Origin of the sequence: Mucilaginibacter sp. UYP27 (assembly GCF_040547175.1) — a bacterium.
In the GTDB taxonomy this organism is placed as follows: Bacteria; Bacteroidota; Bacteroidia; order Sphingobacteriales; family Sphingobacteriaceae; genus Mucilaginibacter.
The window spans coordinates 524997-542873 of sequence record NZ_JBEPPE010000002.1 but is presented as its reverse complement, the minus strand read 5'-3'; the positions used below and the strand labels follow the sequence as shown (position 1 = coordinate 542873).

The 17877-nt window shown below is 44.3% G+C and carries 19 protein-coding genes; 16 read left to right on the top strand and 3 right to left on the bottom strand.

Annotated elements, in window-relative coordinates; all coding sequences use genetic code 11:
- Nucleotides 1–54 precede the first annotated feature (54 nt).
- From hisC to ABIB39_RS10315, 7 genes are all read left to right on the top strand, one after another.
- On the top strand, nt 55–1101 hold the full coding sequence (gene hisC / locus ABIB39_RS10345; RefSeq protein ID WP_354429660.1) for a histidinol-phosphate transaminase: 1047 nt from the start codon (nt 55–57) through the stop codon (nt 1099–1101).
- Between the two features lie 2 nt (nt 1102–1103).
- Nucleotides 1104–2252, top strand: coding sequence for a bifunctional histidinol-phosphatase/imidazoleglycerol-phosphate dehydratase HisB (gene hisB / locus ABIB39_RS10340; RefSeq protein WP_354429659.1), 1149 nt, complete (start codon nt 1104–1106; stop codon nt 2250–2252).
- An 83-nt stretch (nt 2253–2335) separates the two neighbouring features.
- Nucleotides 2336–2926, top strand: a complete 591-nt coding sequence (hisH, locus tag ABIB39_RS10335) for an imidazole glycerol phosphate synthase subunit HisH (protein WP_354429657.1) — start codon at nt 2336–2338, stop codon at nt 2924–2926.
- 3 nt (nt 2927–2929) lie between these two features.
- Entirely contained in the window at nt 2930–3679 is a 750-nt protein-coding gene (locus tag ABIB39_RS10330; protein WP_354429656.1) for a 1-(5-phosphoribosyl)-5-[(5-phosphoribosylamino)methylideneamino]imidazole-4-carboxamide isomerase, read from the top strand.
- Nucleotides 3680–3802: 123 nt separating this feature from the next.
- A complete protein-coding gene (gene hisF / locus ABIB39_RS10325) occupies nt 3803–4558 on the top strand; it encodes an imidazole glycerol phosphate synthase subunit HisF (RefSeq protein ID WP_354429654.1) in 756 nt (251 codons plus the stop codon).
- A 113-nt stretch (nt 4559–4671) separates the two neighbouring features.
- Complete coding sequence (gene hisIE, locus ABIB39_RS10320; protein WP_354429652.1) at nt 4672–5259, top strand: bifunctional phosphoribosyl-AMP cyclohydrolase/phosphoribosyl-ATP diphosphatase HisIE; 588 nt, start codon at nt 4672–4674, stop codon at nt 5257–5259.
- Between the two features lie 75 nt (nt 5260–5334).
- Nucleotides 5335–6237 (top strand): WD40 repeat domain-containing protein, encoded by a 903-nt coding sequence (locus ABIB39_RS10315; protein ID WP_354429650.1) that lies wholly within the window; start codon nt 5335–5337, stop codon nt 6235–6237.
- A gap of 57 nt (nt 6238–6294) precedes the next feature.
- Here ABIB39_RS10315 and ABIB39_RS10310 read toward each other — a convergent pair whose 3' ends face one another.
- Both ABIB39_RS10310 and ABIB39_RS10305 read right to left on the bottom strand, forming a co-directional pair.
- Nucleotides 6295–7056: a C40 family peptidase gene (locus ABIB39_RS10310; protein ID WP_354429648.1), complete on the bottom strand. Its 762-nt coding sequence runs from the start codon at nt 7054–7056 to the stop codon at nt 6295–6297.
- Nucleotides 7057–7160: 104 nt separating this feature from the next.
- Nucleotides 7161–7514 (bottom strand): 4Fe-4S dicluster domain-containing protein, encoded by a 354-nt coding sequence (locus tag ABIB39_RS10305; protein ID WP_323514632.1) that lies wholly within the window; start codon nt 7512–7514, stop codon nt 7161–7163.
- A 104-nt stretch (nt 7515–7618) separates the two neighbouring features.
- Between ABIB39_RS10305 and ABIB39_RS10300 the strand changes: the two genes are divergently transcribed.
- The 8 genes from ABIB39_RS10300 to ABIB39_RS10265 all read left to right on the top strand — a co-directional run bounded on the left by ABIB39_RS10300 (nt 7619) and on the right by ABIB39_RS10265 (nt 14989).
- The gene (locus tag ABIB39_RS10300) at nt 7619–8641 is read left to right on the top strand and encodes an acyl-CoA reductase (protein ID WP_354429646.1); all 1023 of its coding nucleotides are present in this window, start codon (nt 7619–7621) and stop codon (nt 8639–8641) included.
- A 94-nt stretch (nt 8642–8735) separates the two neighbouring features.
- Nucleotides 8736–8939 (top strand): fructose-6-phosphate aldolase, encoded by a 204-nt coding sequence (locus ABIB39_RS10295; protein WP_354429644.1) that lies wholly within the window; start codon nt 8736–8738, stop codon nt 8937–8939.
- A gap of 5 nt (nt 8940–8944) precedes the next feature.
- Nucleotides 8945–9628, top strand: a complete 684-nt coding sequence (locus ABIB39_RS10290) for a cell division ATP-binding protein FtsE (protein WP_354429642.1) — start codon at nt 8945–8947, stop codon at nt 9626–9628.
- Between the two features lie 168 nt (nt 9629–9796).
- Nucleotides 9797–10381, top strand: coding sequence for a nucleotide exchange factor GrpE (locus ABIB39_RS10285; protein WP_354429640.1), 585 nt, complete (start codon nt 9797–9799; stop codon nt 10379–10381).
- A 132-nt stretch (nt 10382–10513) separates the two neighbouring features.
- Entirely contained in the window at nt 10514–11680 is a 1167-nt protein-coding gene (dnaJ, locus tag ABIB39_RS10280) for a molecular chaperone DnaJ (protein WP_354429638.1), read from the top strand.
- A 148-nt stretch (nt 11681–11828) separates the two neighbouring features.
- Nucleotides 11829–12734 carry an ABC transporter ATP-binding protein gene (locus ABIB39_RS10275; RefSeq protein WP_354429636.1) on the top strand — a complete coding sequence of 302 codons (906 nt, stop codon included), beginning with the start codon at nt 11829–11831 and terminating at the stop codon, nt 12732–12734.
- A gap of 3 nt (nt 12735–12737) precedes the next feature.
- Complete coding sequence (locus tag ABIB39_RS10270; RefSeq protein ID WP_354429634.1) at nt 12738–13982, top strand: ABC transporter permease; 1245 nt, start codon at nt 12738–12740, stop codon at nt 13980–13982.
- A 77-nt stretch (nt 13983–14059) separates the two neighbouring features.
- A complete protein-coding gene (locus ABIB39_RS10265; RefSeq protein WP_354429632.1) occupies nt 14060–14989 on the top strand; it encodes a Ppx/GppA phosphatase family protein in 930 nt (309 codons plus the stop codon).
- Here the strand turns inward: ABIB39_RS10265 and ABIB39_RS10260 are convergent.
- Nucleotides 14986–15699, bottom strand: coding sequence for a carboxypeptidase-like regulatory domain-containing protein (locus ABIB39_RS10260; RefSeq protein ID WP_354429631.1), 714 nt, complete (start codon nt 15697–15699; stop codon nt 14986–14988). The two genes, ABIB39_RS10265 and ABIB39_RS10260, sit on opposite strands and share 4 nt — an antisense overlap.
- Before the next feature lie 139 nt (nt 15700–15838).
- Between ABIB39_RS10260 and ABIB39_RS10255 the strand changes: the two genes are divergently transcribed.
- Nucleotides 15839–17806: a M1 family metallopeptidase gene (locus ABIB39_RS10255; protein ID WP_354429629.1), complete on the top strand. Its 1968-nt coding sequence runs from the start codon at nt 15839–15841 to the stop codon at nt 17804–17806.
- Nucleotides 17807–17877: the final 71 nt, after the last annotated feature.

Here is a 17877-nt window from a genome sequence, read left to right as displayed (position 1 = left end):
AAGCGCGTCATTGCAAGGTACGAAGCAATGACGGACAGAATTAAAGAGAATACAATGTTCGAGTTAAACAACATACTACGCGAAAACATCAAAAACCTAACCCCATACTCGTCCGCGCGTGATGAGTACACCGGTGAGGCAAGTGTGTTTTTGGATGCCAACGAAAACGCTTTCGGCTCGCCGCTTAGCAATGCCTATAACCGTTACCCCGACCCAATGCAGCACCAAGTAAAGCTGCGTTTAAGTGCTATTAAAGGGTTACCGGTGCGTAACATATTTTTGGGCAACGGCAGTGATGAGGCTATCGATATCCTATTCCGCAGTTTTTGTAACCCGGGGGTTGACAACGTGGTCATCGTACCGCCAACTTACGGCATGTACCAGGTATCGGCCAACATCAATGATGTTGAGGCTAAAAAGGTATTACTTACCGAAGAATACCAGTTAGACCTTGAAGGCATTGCCGAAGCTATCGATAAAAACACCAAACTAATTTTCATTTGCTCGCCAAATAACCCGACGGGTAATTCCATCAACCGGGATGACATCGAAACCCTGCTGGCCAATTTTAACGGCATCGTTGTGATTGATGAGGCTTATATCAATTACAGTCGCCAAAAAACATTTATACAAGAACTTACCGAATACAGTAACCTCGTGGTGTTGCAAACCCTTTCGAAAGCATGGGGGTTGGCAGGTTTACGAGTGGGTATGGCTTTCGCCAGCGAGGAGATCATCGAGGTGATGAACAAGGTGAAGCCGCCTTATAATGTTAACGAAGCTTCGCAGCTATTAGCACTCGAAGCATTGGGCAACGTAGCTCAGGTTAACGAATGGATCAAAGAAACTTTGCAGGAACGCGATAAACTGGTGCTCACTTTAAAGGAGTTTGATTTTGTGCTGGACATTTACCCGTCTGATGCCAACTTCATCCTGGTAAAAACTATCAATGCACGTGGCGTTTACGATTTTCTGGTACAGCATGGCATCATCATCCGCGACCGCTCAAAGGTAGAGCTCTGCGAAGGCTGCCTGCGCATTACCATCGGCACTCCTGATGAAAATAAGACACTGACAGAAACCCTACAGCAATACAAATAACAATGACTAAGCTGCAAAAAGTACTTTTTATTGACCGCGACGGTACCATCATCAACGAAACTCCCGATGAGCAGATAGATTCGTTCGCGAAGCTGACGTTTTATCCCGGCGCTTTGCAATACCTCCCAAAAATAGCTGCCGAGCTTGATTTTGAGTTGGTAATGGTTACCAACCAAGATGGTTTAGGCACAGCCGTTTATCCCGAGGATACTTTTTACCCCGTTCACAACTTCATCCTTAAAACGTTTGAGAACGAGGGCGTACACTTTTCGGACCAAGCGATAGACCGCACCTTCCCGGCAGACAATGCCCCCACCCGTAAACCGGCGACCGGATTATTGACCAAATATCTTGACGGAAGCAAATACGACCTTGCAAATTCCTTTACCATTGGCGACCGCAAAAACGACGTGCTGCTGGCTAAAAACCTGGTTGCAAAAGCCATTTGGATAAACAATAAGTCGGGCTTAGGCGATGGGGAATTTAAACCGCAGATTGATAGTGATATTGCCGGTGTTGTAGCCCTGCAAACTATCGACTGGAAAGAAATTTATGAGTTCCTGAAACTTGGCCAGCGTGTTTTTGAGCACAGCCGGGTTACTAAAGAAACTGACATCCGCATCAAAATAAACCTCGACGGCACGGGCGAAGCCAAAATATCAACAGGGCTGCACTTTTTTGACCACATGCTGGATCAGATTGCCCGCCACGGCAGCATTGACCTGGAGGTTACCGCCAAGGGCGACCTGCATATTGACGAACATCATACCATTGAAGATACCGGCATTGCCTTGGGTGAGATTTTCGCGACCGCACTGGGCAATAAAATGGGGATCGAGCGTTATGGTTTCTGCCTGCCAATGGACGATTGCCTGGCGCAGGCCGCTATAGATTTCGGTGGCAGAAACTGGATCGTGTGGGATGCCGTATTTAACAGGGAGAAAGTTGGCGACGTACCTACAGAGATGTTCTACCACTTTTTCAAATCGTTCAGCGATGCGTCGAAATGTAACCTAAACATTAAAGCCGAAGGGCAAAACGAACATCACAAAATAGAAGCTATATTTAAAGCCTTTGCCAAAGCCATAAAAATGGCCGTAAAGCGCGACGTTAACAAAATGGTTTTACCAAGTACAAAAGGACTTTTGTAGAGAGCTGGCAGTTTGAAGTTATCAGTTTGCATGATCTGCAAATTGGCATTACTGCAAACTGCATACTATAAACTGTAAACTGAATGATAGGTATTATAAGATACGGCGCCGGGAACATCTTCTCGCTTACTGCTGCTTTAGAGCGGCTGGGCATTGCCTATGGCATGGTGAACACCAAGGCTGATCTTGAACAGTTCGACCGTTATATTATTCCGGGTGTCGGGCACGCGGGTGCTGCCATGCACAAATTGGAGCAAACGGGATTAGTCCCTGCAATAAAAGCGCTTAAAAAACCTACTTTGGGTATCTGCGTTGGGATGCAGTTACTAACTGCTTACAGCGAAGAGGGTGATGCTAAATTACTAAACCTGTTCCCTATAAAAACCTTAAAGTTCCCTCATCAGGCCAATTTTAAGGTACCACATACCGGGTGGAACCAGGTATTCGCTGAAAAAGAAAATCCCTTATTTGAAAATATACCCCTTGGGTCACACTTTTACTTCGTACATTCATACTTTATTGAGTACGATCAATCATTCACTTTGTCTTCAACCAGTTACATAAATAAATTTTCGGCATCAATTTGGCATGATAACTTTTACGGTGTACAATTTCACCCGGAAAAGTCGGGGCCGTATGGCGAAACATTATTAAAAAACTTCTCTAAAATATAAAACATGTATATTATTCCTGCCATTGATATTCTGAATAAAAAAGTTGTGCGCCTGCGCGAGGGTGACTACCAGCAGGTTACAGAATACGATGTTACCCTTGAAGAAATGATAGAAAGGTACCAGAGTAACGGTACAAATTTCATCCATATAATTGACCTTAACGGCGCTAAAAACGATTTTAGTAATCAGCAATACCTGTTTGATGTGATCCGCAAAACAGATATGCAGGTGCAGTACGGCGGTGGTATCCGCAGTATAGATAAAGTTAAGGAATTGATTGATGCAGGCGTACACCGCGTTATTGTGGGTACGCAAGCCATCACCAACCCAGCTTTCCTGGAAGACCTGAGCAAAGCCATTTGCGGCCGCGATAAATGCAGCGACCAGGTGGTTATTGCCATCGACGTATTGGACGAGGTGATCAAATACTCGGGCTGGATGGAAAGCTCTCCCATAAAATTAATGGATTACGTGGATAAGTGCCTGGCGCTTGGTTTCTTCCGTTTCCTGTGTACCGATATCAATAAAGATGGCAAATTGGGCGGTGCAGGTGTAGACCTATACAGCAAACTGCTGGACCATTCACCGTTTATTAAACTGATTGCGTCGGGTGGTGTAAGTTCAATGGCTGATATTGAAGACTTGAGTAAAATAAAGGTGGAAGCCTGTGTTGTAGGCAAAGCCATTTACGAAAACCACATCAGCATCGAAGAAATTAAAAACTGGAATCTGGAATCCCTTATGTCTATCTAATTTCGCCCGAAGGCGCATACCCAACCCGTCATTGCCAGGTACGAAGCAATCCCCAACTTACAGGGTTGCCCTGCATAGCAAAGAGATTGCTTCGTACCTCGCAATGACGTCCTACCATAACCTATGCTCGCTAAAAGAATCATTCCCTGCCTTGACGTTAAAGACGGCCGCACTGTAAAAGGTGTTAACTTTGTTGACCTGCGCGATGCCGGCGACCCGGTAGAACTGGCCTGGAACTACTCGCAGCAAGGTGCCGATGAATTGGTTTTCCTGGATATAACAGCTACGGTAGAACGCCGCAAAACTATGGTGGAGCTGGTTAAATCGGTAGCAAGACAGATCAACATCCCATTTACCATTGGTGGTGGCATCAACGAAATTGCCGATGCTGATGCCTTGCTGAACGCAGGTGCCGATAAGATCTCCATCAACTCGGCAGCGGTACGTAACCCGGCATTGATAGACGAACTGGCAAAAGCCTTTGGCGTACAGTTTGTGGTGATTGCGGTTGATACAAGGGTAATTGGCGATAAAAATATTGTACACCTAAATGGCGGGCGGTTGCCAACAGAAAAACAGACTTTAGAATGGATAAAAGAGGCCGAGAGCCGTGGAGCAGGCGAAATTCTGCTAACCTCAATGGATCACGATGGTACAAAGGCCGGGTTTGATAACGGTTTGCTTAAATTAGTGAACAATGCGGTTAACATCCCGGTAATAGCATCAGGTGGTGCAGGGTCGGTACAGCATTTTGTGGATGTGTTCCAAAAAACAAATGTTGATGCCGCACTGGCAGCTTCTGTATTTCACTATGGAGAGATACTGATACCCGATCTGAAATCGGTTTTAAGAGACAATAATATTGAGGTAAGGGTGTAAAACTGTTTCCCCTCTTGAGAGGGGATAGTGGTGTGTTCGTCGCTTGATTAACACACCCCGACCGACGCACTATCCTTCCCGCCCCCTCTCAGAGGGGATAAAAATAAAGAACTATGAACATCGACTTTAATAAAACGGACGGCTTAGTGCCGGTAGTTATACAGGACGAGCAAACGCTTGAGGTACTGATGCTGGGTTACATGAACCAGGAAGCATACGATAAAACCGCGCAGGAAAACATCGTTACTTTCTTTTCGCGGTCAAAAAACCGACTGTGGACCAAGGGCGAAACCAGCCAAAACTTTCTGCATGTAAAAAGTATGCATATCGATTGCGATAATGATACCATCCTGATAAAAGTTAAAGCCGATGGACCTACCTGCCACACCGGCTCACGCAGCTGTTTTACAACGGATTACAACCAAAACTTTTTGATGCAGCTGGAAAATATTATTGCTGACAGGTACGAAAACCCTACCGAGGATTCGTACATTAATAAACTCCGCAAAAAAGGGCTGAAAAAGATCACTCAAAAAGTTGGCGAAGAAGGCGTTGAGGTAGTGATAGCCGCCTTGTACGAAACCGAGGAAGAATTGGTTGACGAAGCATCCGACCTGATGTTCCACCTGTTGGTACTGCTAAAAGAAAAAGGCTTAAATTTGGAGCGCATTGCGAAGAATTTAGAGCAGAGGCATAAATAAATAGTTGGCAGTTATAAGTTTGCAATTGACAGACCAACAAGACTGCAAACTGAGAACCGCGCACTCCAAACTGAAATGGAAGTACAAAAATTAGCCGAACTAACCGGCCACAGCAACCCTATATTTAGTCTGGAGCTTTCTCAAAACCCGGGGATATTGTTTAGTGGCGGCAACGATAAAGGCCTTGTGGAATGGAGCCTGGAGAGCAACTCTTTCATTAAAGTGATGTTCCCGGTAATGGCATCCATTTATGCTATCCACTGCCCTTTCGGTTATCCGTTAATATTTGCGGGGTTGCGCAGCGGCGAGGTGTTGGTTTTTAACTTTGCAGAGCAAAAAATAACCCATCGGTTAAGGCATCATGTCAAACCTATTTTTGATATCAAATCATCTGCAAAAAAGGACGAATTGCTGATAGCATCCGAGGATGGCACCGTATCGGTATGGAGTTTAAAAACGTTAGCATTGCTGCACAGTATCCAGGTATCAAACGATACCGTGCGCTGCATTGCCATAAACCCTGCCCAGGACCGTATTGCTTTTGGCTGCCGCGATAACCGTGTAGTAATTTACGACCTGGAGGACTACAGCCTCATTAAAGCTTTGATTGGCCATACCATGGCAGTTTTCTCATTACAATATTCGCCATCCGGGGATTATCTCGTCTCCGGCGCGCGGGATGCACAGGTAAAGATCTGGGATTTGAAAACCTACACGCTCATTCAAAATATCCCTGCGCACCTCTTCGCGGTTAATCATATCCTGTTTCATCCTACCCGGCCTTATTTTGCAACAGCGAGTATGGACAAGAGCATAAAAATTTGGGATGCGGTCGATTTTAGACTCCGAAAAATCATCAGCAGGGAAAAAGGTTACGCCAGCCATTCACTTTCAATCAATAAACTGGCTTGGTATGGGCATCAATTACTCTCTGCCGGTGATGATAAAAGGATAATCGTTTGGAATATAGATTTTTAAAATATCCCCATCAGTTTGACGATTATTGCGGCATTTACTTTAAATACCGAGACACTTTTAAAAGTATCGTTTCACCGCTTTAAGCCTGTGAGTATGGCGTTTCAGTTCTTCCGAATAAATACCCTCGGTGTCAATAGAGTCTATCTTGACTTTGCCAGATGCATGAATAATTTTGCCGCCACCCATAATAATACCTACATGGGTGATACGGCCTTCGGGGTTATTGAAAAAAGCCAGGTCACCGGGTTTAGCTTTTAAAACCGAGTCTACCAATTCGCCCTGCTCTGCCTGTTGTGAAGCATCACGTTTTAAAGCTATTCCCCTCAATTTGTAAACCACCTGCGTAAAGCCCGAGCAATCTATCCCAAAATGCGTGCGGCCTCCCCATAAATAAGGTGCATTTAAAAATGTTTTGGCGATATTTAATATACTATTGGTATCTCCTATAGTGCCAATTATTTCAAACTTTTGGTTCCCAATATAACTGGTTGTACCTTCTAAAAAAGCAAGGGAGGCACCAGCAGGAAGATGGACTACCGTATTATCTATAATTTTCCAGGCTTGGGTAACAGCGCCAAAAGTTACCGGCGGCGGGGTTTGTAAAAGGCGTTTATAAGCCAGGTGGGCAAGCATAACAAATTGCAAACGGTCTATCCAACCGGTATAATTGTCGTAAGCGGTGGTAATTTGAACCCACTTATCCTTCCACTCCAATATCTCAAAAGCTTCGCCAAATAAAACCTGCGATACCATTTCACTACGGTCGTTAGGTTCGGCGCGCAGGGGTACAACAGCTAAATTACAGATCCCGTATTCCATGTGTTACAATCACAGATTATCCCGTAAATTAGTTATAAACTTTTGTTAAACAAAAAGGGGAAAGCATTATCTGCGTTCCCCTTTCAAAATAAATATTTTTTTGATTATCCGTTCTGGTGCAACCAATCTTTCTTGGCGTGCAGCTCTTCTTCAGTTTCGCGTACATCTTCGTCATCTACACAGCAATCAACCGGGCAAACAGCAGCACATTGCGGCTCGTCGTGGAAACCAACACACTCGGTACATTTATCAGGAACTATATAATATATATCATCAGACAATGCAGCCTGAGTTTCTTCGGCATTTAAGGTATTACCGTCGCCAAAATCAATTATCCCTTTTAAATCTGTACCGTCGCTAAAACGCCACGCAGCACCTGCATCATAAATAGCATTATTTGGGCACTCTGGTTCGCAGGCCCCGCAGTTTATGCATTCATCGGTGATTATAATCGCCATATTATTTAAATATTCTTGTAGTATTCTATTTACCTTTGCCCTATAATAGCGCTCTGCAAATATAACAAAAAAAGGCTTCAAGGGTTTAGCCCGTTAACATATATATGTCAAAATTTAATAGTACAGATACAATAAATATATTTTCGGCACTGGGAAAATTGCTTGCCGAGCCCGATTTTAGGCTGATGGAAGTAATAGAGACAGAGCGCCAGTATAACGCCTGGTTTACGCCCGAAAGTGTATTAAACGCAGTTAAAGCCAATGGCGAAATGCTAAACAAAGCCGACCTTGAAAAATGGCTGTCTAATTATAACATTATACCTGGCAGCAATAAAAAGGTAGGTTTGGTACTTGCAGGTAATATTCCACTGGTGGGTTTTCATGATGTACTTTGTGTATTGGCAACGGGCAACCATGCGCTTATAAAGGCGTCATCGCAGGATTCGCGGCTTATAAAATATGTGCTTTACAAGCTGGTAGAAATTGATGCCTCTTATGCCGATAAATTTAGCTTTGTAGAACGGTTAGAAAATTTCGACGCCATCATCGCTACGGGTAGCAACAATACCTCGCGTTACTTTAATTACTATTTTGGCAAGGTGCCCAACATTATCCGCAAAAATCGTAACAGTATTGCTTTGCTTACCGGCGACGAAACTGCCGAACAATTAGCGGCTTTGGGTCATGACATTTTCGATTACTTTGGCCTTGGCTGCCGCAATGTATCTAAGGTGTTAGTGCCCGAAGGTTATGTATTCAACTTCTTCTTTGAATCGATAGAGCATTTTGCGCCTATTATTAATCACCACAAGTACAACAATAATTACGACTATAATAAATCTATATACCTCGTAAATGGCGATAAGCACCTTGATAACGGCTTCCTGCTATTGAAACAAGATACCCGTTTAACATCGCCCCTTGCTTGCCTGTTCTATGATAATTATGCTGATCTGGCATCAGCGCAGCAACAATTAGCAGAGCAAAGCGAAAACCTGCAATGCATCGTAACAAATGCTGACATAAAAACAGAAAACCAGGTGGTAACTTTCGGCCAAAGCCAGCACCCGCAACTATGGGATTATGCCGATGGCGTAGATACGATGGAATTTTTGTCAAATCTTTAAAATTACAATACCTTTGGGGGAGTAAGTAAAAGCTAAAAGTTTAAAGTAAAAAGTGTTATTTAACTTTAAACCTTATACTTTAAACTCAACAAAAATGTACATTATTAAAGTAAAAGGCGTTGCCAAAATACCCGACTACGTACAGCTGCGCGACGATAAGTTTACGCTGCTGGCATACTTTAGGGTGGATAGGCCCGAAAAATCATTAGAAAAAATTGGCCTTACCGATAAGTACGAATACATTATGGGCGTTGTTAATGACCTGCCCTTTGGTAAAATATTAAAATTAGAGCTGTAAATAAGATGATTGGAAACTCTATTATAAAACTAAATAACGTTGATATTTTTCAGCAAAAGCACCTGGTTTTATCGAACGTTAACCTGCATATAGATAAAGGCGATTTTGTATGGCTTATTGGCCAAACAGGATCAGGTAAAAGCAGTTTGCTGAAAGTTATTTATGGCGACCTTAACATTGCCAGCGGTACAGGCCACGCTTGTGGTTACGAGTTAAGTAAACTTGCCACCAAAGATGTACCCTACCTGCGCCGTAAACTGGGCATAGTTTTTCAGGATTTTCAATTGCTGACAGATCGCTCGGTTGAGCAAAATCTGCATTTCGTGTTGCGCGCAACCGGTTGGGACGATAAAAAACAAATTGCCGACCGCATTTTAGACGTACTGGAAAAGGTGGGCCTTCGCTCCAAACTGAAGAAAATGCCTCATGAATTATCGGGTGGCGAGCAGCAGCGCGTGGTTATTGCCCGTGCATTACTTAACAACCCCGAAATAATATTGGCCGATGAGCCTACCGGTAACCTTGACCCGGATACATCCGAAGAAATTGTATTGCTGCTCAAACAAATTAGCCAGAGCGGTACCGCTGTTGTAGTTGCCACACACGATTATCACATCATCCGCACCTTCCCATCGCGAATCATTAAATGCGAGAATGGTAAGGTTTTAGAGGACGTACGGATAGCTTAATCAGATGCGATAGGCAGTTCTTAGTTGGCAGTTTTGCACCATGCAAAACTGCCAACTAAAAACTGCCAACCAATGCCCCATCTGCAAACTTAACCGAATTTTTAATTGACTACTGCCAGCTTGTCGGGTTTAGACCGATGGCAGGATACTTGATTAGCACTACTTGCTATGAATTTTAACGACATGCTAAAGAAAAAAAATAAAGGAAATTCAGAAACCCCTGAAAATACTGCCGAGGTGGCTAACGAAAACGTCGAAGCTGACGGACAGGAACAAACTGCAGAAACTACTGAAGATGGCCCTTCTGTTGAAGAAAAACATAAAGAAGAGCTTAGCCAGGCCAACGATAAATATTTAAGGTTATATGCCGAGTTTGACAACTTTCGCCGCCGTACCATTAAGGAGCGCGAGGATGCACGTAAAACCGAGGGTAAAGACATTATTGTTGCCCTATTGCCTGTATTAGACGATTTTGAACGTGCTTTACGTGCTATGGATAACACTACCGATGTTGGACCGGTTAAAGAAGGAGTTACTTTGATACAGCACAAACTGAAAAACCTTTTAACTCAAAAGGGTTTAAAAGAAATGCAATCTATAGGTACCACGTTTGACCCTGACTTGCACGAAGCTATCACCAACATCCCTGCGCCTACAGATGATATGAAGGGGAAGGTAGTTGATGAAATGGAAAAAGGTTATGAGCTTAACGAGAAAGTTATCCGTTTCGCCAAAGTAATTGTTGGAGCGTAAATGATTTCGAATTTCGGATGTTCAATTTCGAATTTACAACGTTGAACATTTGATGAATTTGACAATAAAAACAATTTCGAAATTGAAAATTCGACATTCGAAATAAAATATAGTACCTATAATTAATAAACAATGGCTAAGAGAGATTATTACGATGTGCTGGGGATTAGCAAAGGTGCAGAGGCCGATGAAATAAAAAAGGCATATCGTAAAATGGCTATTAAATATCACCCCGATAAAAACGAGGGCGATAAAGAAGCTGAAGAAAAGTTTAAGGAAGCTGCCGAAGCCTACGAGGTTTTAAGCAACCCCGAAAAACGCCAGCGCTATAACCAATTTGGCCATGCGGCAAACGCAGGCTCGGCCGGTGGCGGTGGTTACGGTGGTGGCAGCATGAATATGGACGACATATTTAGCCAGTTTGGTGATATATTTGGCGGGGGTAGCCCGTTTGAAGGTTTCTTTGGTGGTGGTGGCGGTGGCCGCCAGGGTGGTGGCCGCAGGGTTGCCCGTGGCAGTAACCTGCGCATCAAAGTAAGGCTTTCTTTAGAAGAGATAGCCAACGGTGCCGAAAAGAAGATAAAAGTAAATAAGCAGATACTTTGTAAAACCTGTGACGGCACAGGTGCTAAAGATAAATCATCGTTCCAAACGTGTAAAACTTGTGGCGGCCAGGGTGCTGTGCGCAGGGTAACCAACACCATTTTGGGCCAGATGCAAACCACCAGTACCTGCCCTACCTGTAATGGCGAAGGATCTACTATTACCTCGAAATGTACGGTTTGCCATGGCGAAGGTGTTACACGTGGCGAAGAAACCATTACCATAAACGTACCTGCAGGTGTAAGCGAAGGCATGCAACTAAGCATGAGCGGCAAAGGTAATGCTGCCCCGCGCGGTGGTGTACCCGGCGATCTGATTATCCTAATTGAAGAGATCCCTCACGAAACTTTAAAACGCGACGGTAACAATGTGATATACGACCTGCATGTAAACTTTGTTGATGCAGCATTGGGTACCAGTATAGAAGTGCCTACCATTGATGGTAAAGCAAAAATAAAACTGGAGCCCGGCACACAGGGTGGCAAAATATTGCGCCTCAAAGGCAAAGGAGTACCTGAGGTAAACTCATATCACCGCGGCGACCAACTGATCCACATCAATATCTGGACGCCAAAGGCACTGAGTCGCGAAGAACGCGAAGCATTAGAAAAACTACAGGGCTCACCAAACTTCAAACCTAACCCCGGCAAAAACGAAAAAAGCTTTTTTGAACGGATGAAGGAATACTTTGAGTAAGGACCAGTAATTCAAAATAAATAACAAAAGCCGCTGCAGATAATGCAGCGGCTTTTGTTATTAAGCATGTTCAAACACTATTCCTAAAAAGAATATTGTAACAATAAGTGCCTTGTAATATCTAATTTAGCATAAAACTAATCCCAGTATGCTAAGCATTCGCAACATTGTTAAACAATACGCCGGCCACCGCGCGTTAGACGATGTGAGCCTTGAGGTAGAAAGCGGTAAAATATTTGGCCTGCTTGGGCCAAATGGCGCGGGCAAAACCTCACTCATCCGTATCATTAATCAAATTACAGCGCCGGATAGCGGCGAGGTGTTCTTCAACGGCGAAAAATTGAACCAGTCGCACATCGAGCGGATCGGTTACCTGCCCGAAGAACGTGGTCTTTACAAAAAAATGGAGATAGGCGAGCAAATGATCTACCTGGCCCGTTTAAAAGGTCTTACCCGCGCCGAAGCAACCGAAAGATTAAAATTTTGGTTTAAGCGGCTGGAAATGGAAACCTGGTGGAAGAAAAAGATAGAAGAACTATCAAAGGGAATGCAGCAAAAAGCCCAATTTGTGGCTACCGTATTGCACAAGCCCGACCTAATCATCCTTGACGAGCCTTTTAGCGGTTTTGACCCCGTTAATGCCGAACTGATAAAGAACGAGATATTAGAATTAAATAAACAAGGTGCTACCATCCTGTTCTCTACCCATCGCATGGAATCTGTTGAGGAGCTATGCGATTCTATCGCTCTTATCCATAAATCGCACAAGATCCTGGATGGCCGGGTTAAGCATATCCGCAACTCCTATAAAAATGAAACTTACCTGGTAGAATATACCGGCGAGCAGCTTACGTTTGATGGTTCGCAACCTTTCGAGATACTGAGCGAAACTACCGGCGAAGATAATAGCAACACCATTAAGCTAAAGCTGAGCAATACCGGCGCTAACGATGTACTGCAATACCTGTTGCCAAAAACACGCATCAATATGCTGCAGGAAGTTATCCCGAGCATGAACGAGATCTTCATCGAAAAAGTAAACCTAATAGCCTGATCCATGCATAAAGTATTACTTATTATACAACGCGAGTACATTACCCGTGTACGCAAGAAAGCCTTTATTGTGATGCTATTGGCTGTGCCCTTGCTACTGGCCGGCATGACCAAGCTTATCGCCTATGTTGCTAAAGATAGCGACGTACTCAGCAGGCCACAGGTGGTTAAGGTAATAGACCAGAGCCATTTATTTGAGGGCAAATTAAAAAATGCTAAAAACATCAAATTCATACCTACCGATGAGCCTATTGAAAAGGCCAAAGCCGGGTTAAAGGATAATGAAGACCTGTCAATACTGCTTATCTCAAAAGATTACGCTAAAACTCCCGTACAGTTCTTTTCAAAAAAGAAACCGTCGTTTACGCTTACCGGCGAGGTAGAGAACCAGATGAACGAGATCGCATCTAACAACACCATGCTGGCTAACCACATTGATACTGCCCTGCTTAACCAGGCCAAAAGAAATAAGGTGAGTGTAAGTGCCCTGGAGGTAACCGAGTCCGGTACAAAAGATGCAGATGTAGGCACATCCATGGGGGTTGGTATTGCTTGCGCGATATTGATCTATATGTCGCTGTTTATATACGGCGCGCAGGTAATGCGTGGAGTTATTGAGGAAAAAACAAGCCGCATAATCGAAGTTATTATCTCGTCGGTAAAGCCATTTCAGCTGATGCTGGGTAAAATTATTGGTGTGGGCCTGGTAGGGCTAACCCAGTTTACTGCGTGGATAGTACTATCGATAATTGCCACAAAAATTGCAGGTGACAGCCCTACAAGCGGGATAATGGGCGCTTTACAAACGCTGCAAAACATACCATTTGGCTACATATTGGGCTGCTTTTTGTTCTATTTTATAACAGGCTACCTGCTTTACAGCGCCTTGTTTGCAGCGGTTGGCTCGGCTGTAGACAGCGAAACAGAAACACAGCAGTTTATGTTCCCTATAACGCTGCCTCTATTGTTCACTTACATACTATCAGTAACGGTATTATTTAGGGCGCCGGATGGTCAGCTGGCGGTTTGGCTATCTATGATCCCGTTTACTGCCCCGGTTGCCATGATGGTGAGGATCCCGTTTGGCGGTGTGCCCAACTGGCAATTAGCCCTATCGATGTTTATGATGGTCATCGGCTTTTTGTTCACCACCTATGTGGCTGCCCGCATTTACCGTGTTGGTATTTTGATGTACGGCAAAAAAGCAAGCTTTAAAGAATTGACCAAATGGTTCTTTTATAAAGAGTAACAACCTAAACCTTTTCATAATTTAAAAATCCCTGTATCAGCCAAAACTTTTACGGGGATTTTTTACTTTAGCAGACGATGAATAACAAGCGCATTGCCGTAATGGACCTCGGTACAAATACCTTTCACCTGCTGATAGCAGAGGGAACCGCAGAGAACTTTACCGAGATACTGCACCTTAACGAAGGTGTAAAACTTGGCGAAGGCGGCATCAATAAAGGCCTTATCCAACCCGAGGCTTTTGAGCGTGGCATCGCTACCATGAAACGTTTTCGTAGTCATATAGATGCGAATAGCGTAACAGAAATCAGGGCTATTGGCACCTCGGCCATCCGCAGTGCGGCTAACGGGCAGGATTTTATCCGCGAGGTAAAAGAACAAGCCCACCTCGATATCGAACTGATAAACGGTGAGCAGGAAGCGGCTTACATTTACGAAGGCATCAAAGCCAGCGGGTGCCTCACTAATGAGAACGCCCTGATCATGGATATCGGTGGCGGCAGCGTGGAGTTCATCATCGGTAACAATAAAAAAGTGCTTTGGAAAGAAAGCTTTGAAATTGGCGCGGCTCGCCTTATGGATAAATTCCACCAAACAGATCCTATCCCGGTTACCTCTATCAAACAAATGAGCCGCTATTTGGACGCCAAACTTATCGACCTTTTTGGCGCAGCATTGCAGTACAAACCGGTCAGGATAATTGGTTCATCGGGCGCGTTCGAAAGCTTTGCCGAGGTAATAGAACGTACCAAAGGCCGCACCTTCGACCTAAAGAACACCAAAGCGTACGAGTTTGATACCGACAACCTGCTTGACCTGATCGAGCTGCTAATCAGATCTAACCACAGCCTGCGCGCAAGCATAAAGGGCATTATTCCTGTGCGGGTAGATATGATCGTAGTAGCCAGTTTGCTTACCATTTACATGATGCAAAAAATGGGTGTGCCCGATGTTAGCATGTCAACCTACTCCTTAAAAGAAGGTGTATTGGCGCAAATGCTGGGTTAAAAAGCGCGTTTTAGTTTATACCACCACATTTTGTAAAAGGGAACTTTATTAACACGCACAACCGCAACTGCACCACCTAACTGCCCGGATAAAGCCTTCATTCCAATATTATATGCTCCAGTTAGGTTAGAATCTATAGCTATTTTTTCGGTTTGCATCCCAATGTAACAAACTGTAAATATCTGGATATTTGAAGGAGTTTTAAGTTGGAAATTTCCATTTACATCAGTAAAAGCACCTAATGCAGTACCGGGGATTTTTATTTGTGCGCCCGGCACAGGCAATTTGCTATCGTCAAGCACTTTACCTTTTATGGTGTTATATTTAACCGTATCTCCTGTAGACATTTTTTTTACCGTATTAAACGATTGCGATACTGCAATTTCCCCTACAGTTTCTTGGGCACTGGCTTCAGTTGTAGCAAATAGACTCGTAATAGCTGCGGCCAATGCAGCCCTCTTCCAAGAAAATTTCGGTTTATCCTGTAACTCCAGGTGATTATTTACACTTGCCAATTGATGGCTGTCAAACCTGCCGCAAGTGTTAGTATGCTCCGTGAAGTAATTGATGATCTCGTTGTTGCTCATCACGGTAAAATCTGTAACCGTTTTTCTGCATACGTTACAATGGCGGCCCTGCTCAACGGGTGTCATCTGGTTCCAGTTTTCGTGGCAGGGCTGTGGGATGCTGATACTTTGTATAGGTTGCATAAAGTTTCGTTTTATTATAAGATGCGGCATCAGTCTACTTTCCATAAATCAGCAAATATATTTTTCGATCATAACTTTCTTAACACAAATCCTAATTGTTGGGCATCCTTTGTATATTGCTTGCTTATCATCATTACACATGAAAAAACTTATCGGCGCGTCTTTGCTACTGCTTTCTGCCGCTTTTGCGCGGGCGCAGAAAAACCCTAACGATACTATAATTACCAGCTATCAGCCCTCGGTGTTGTTCGCTCCCATCCCTTATACAGAAAAAGGGAACGAGTTCCATTCTGTAAATGGCGACCCGGGGCCAAAGTACTGGCAAAACCGTGTTGATTATAAGCTTGCCGTAAAGCTGGATACCGCCGCGCAAAGCATTAGCGGCACTGCCGATATCACTTATACCAATAACAGCCCCGATGCCTTGCAATACCTTTGGTTACAACTGGATCAGAACACCTATAATAAAGATGCCCGCTCTAACTTTGTTACCGGGATGCAGGCCATGCAACACACTACCGGTTATGAGATTGAATCGGTAGAAGTTGTCAACGGAAACGTACGCACCAAAGTCAATTACAAAATAACTGACACCCGCATGCAAGTGCGGTTAGCTACGTCTTTAGGTAAAGGCGTTATTAAACTAAACATCAAATACCATTATAAGATCCCCGGCAATTTTGGCGGCCGTACCGATTATGTGGATACCAAAAACGGCAAGATCTACGAGATAGCTCAGTTTTTCCCGAGGATGTGCGTGTACGACGATAGCCGTGGTTGGGCAACCGCGCCATTCTTGGGCAGTGGTGAGTTCTATTGCGAATACGGGGATATCGATTACACTGTAACCGCCCCATGGGATGTATTGGTAGCCGGCCCCGGCGACCTGCTAAACCCCAAAGAAGTACTAACCGCCAAACAAATTGCACGTTTAGATGCAGCCCGCAACAGCGATAAAACCATCATGATTCGTACCGCGGCAGAAATTAAAGACCCTTCATCGCGCCCGGTAAACAAAGGCACATTAACCTGGCATTATAAGATGCTAAACACCCGGGACGTTGCCTTCGGTGCTTCTAAAGCATTTATTTGGGATGCCGCGAGGGTGAACTTGCCAGGCGGTAAAAAATCCATGGCGATGTCGGTTTACCCCGTTGAGAGCCAGGGCAATGATGCATGGGGCCGCGCTACAGAATACCTAAAAGGTTCGATGGAATACTTTTCCGAAAAATGGTTTGTGTACCCATGGCCTACCGCCATTAACGAGGCTGGTATTGCAGGCGGTATGGAATACCCTGGTATTGTGTTCGACGGGATAAACGATAAAGGCAAAGAACTTTACTGGGTTACCGCGCACGAGATAGGCCACAACTGGTTCCCGATGATTGTAGGTAGCGACGAGCGCCGCTTTGCCTGGATGGACGAAGGCTTTAATACTTTCATAGATATTTACGCGTCGGATGCTTTTAACAAAGGCGAGTACGCCCCTAAACGCGACGGTGAATATGCACCGGGCGGTGGTAACCCTGCCGATGAGATCATAGAGCATATCATCGACCCAAATTCGCCAAGTATAATGACCGCGCCGGATGCTATACCAGAAAAATATCGCCACCCCCTAACCTATTTTAAACCAGCCTTTGGGATGGTTTTGCTACGCGAGCAGATCCTGGGGAAAGACAGGTTTGATTACGCGTTTAAAAACTACATCAGCAAATGGGCATACAAACACCCGCAGCCTGATGATTTCTTCCGTTCGATGGAGAACGGCGCCGGCGAAGACCTGAGCTGGTTTTGGAAAGGCTGGTTCTACAATAATTACAAATTGGATATAGCCCTGATAGATGCTAAATACCTTGATAAAGACCACAGCAAAGGCGTAAAACTAACCATCGCCAATAAAGAAATGATGGCTATGCCGTTCACCGTTGAAGCCAAACTTAAAGACGGCAGCAAGCAACGCACCTATTTCCCGGTAGAGACCTGGTTGCAAAACAAAGTTAACAACTACGTTTTACCAACTACCCAAGATGTTGAAAGCGTTACTGTTGATCCAGATAATGCCTTGCCGGATGTGAATAGGAAGAATAATAGTAGGAAATTGTAAAAAAGTAATAATCCGCGCGTCATTGCGAGGAACGAAGCAATCTCTACATAGGCAGAGCCACTCTGTATAGC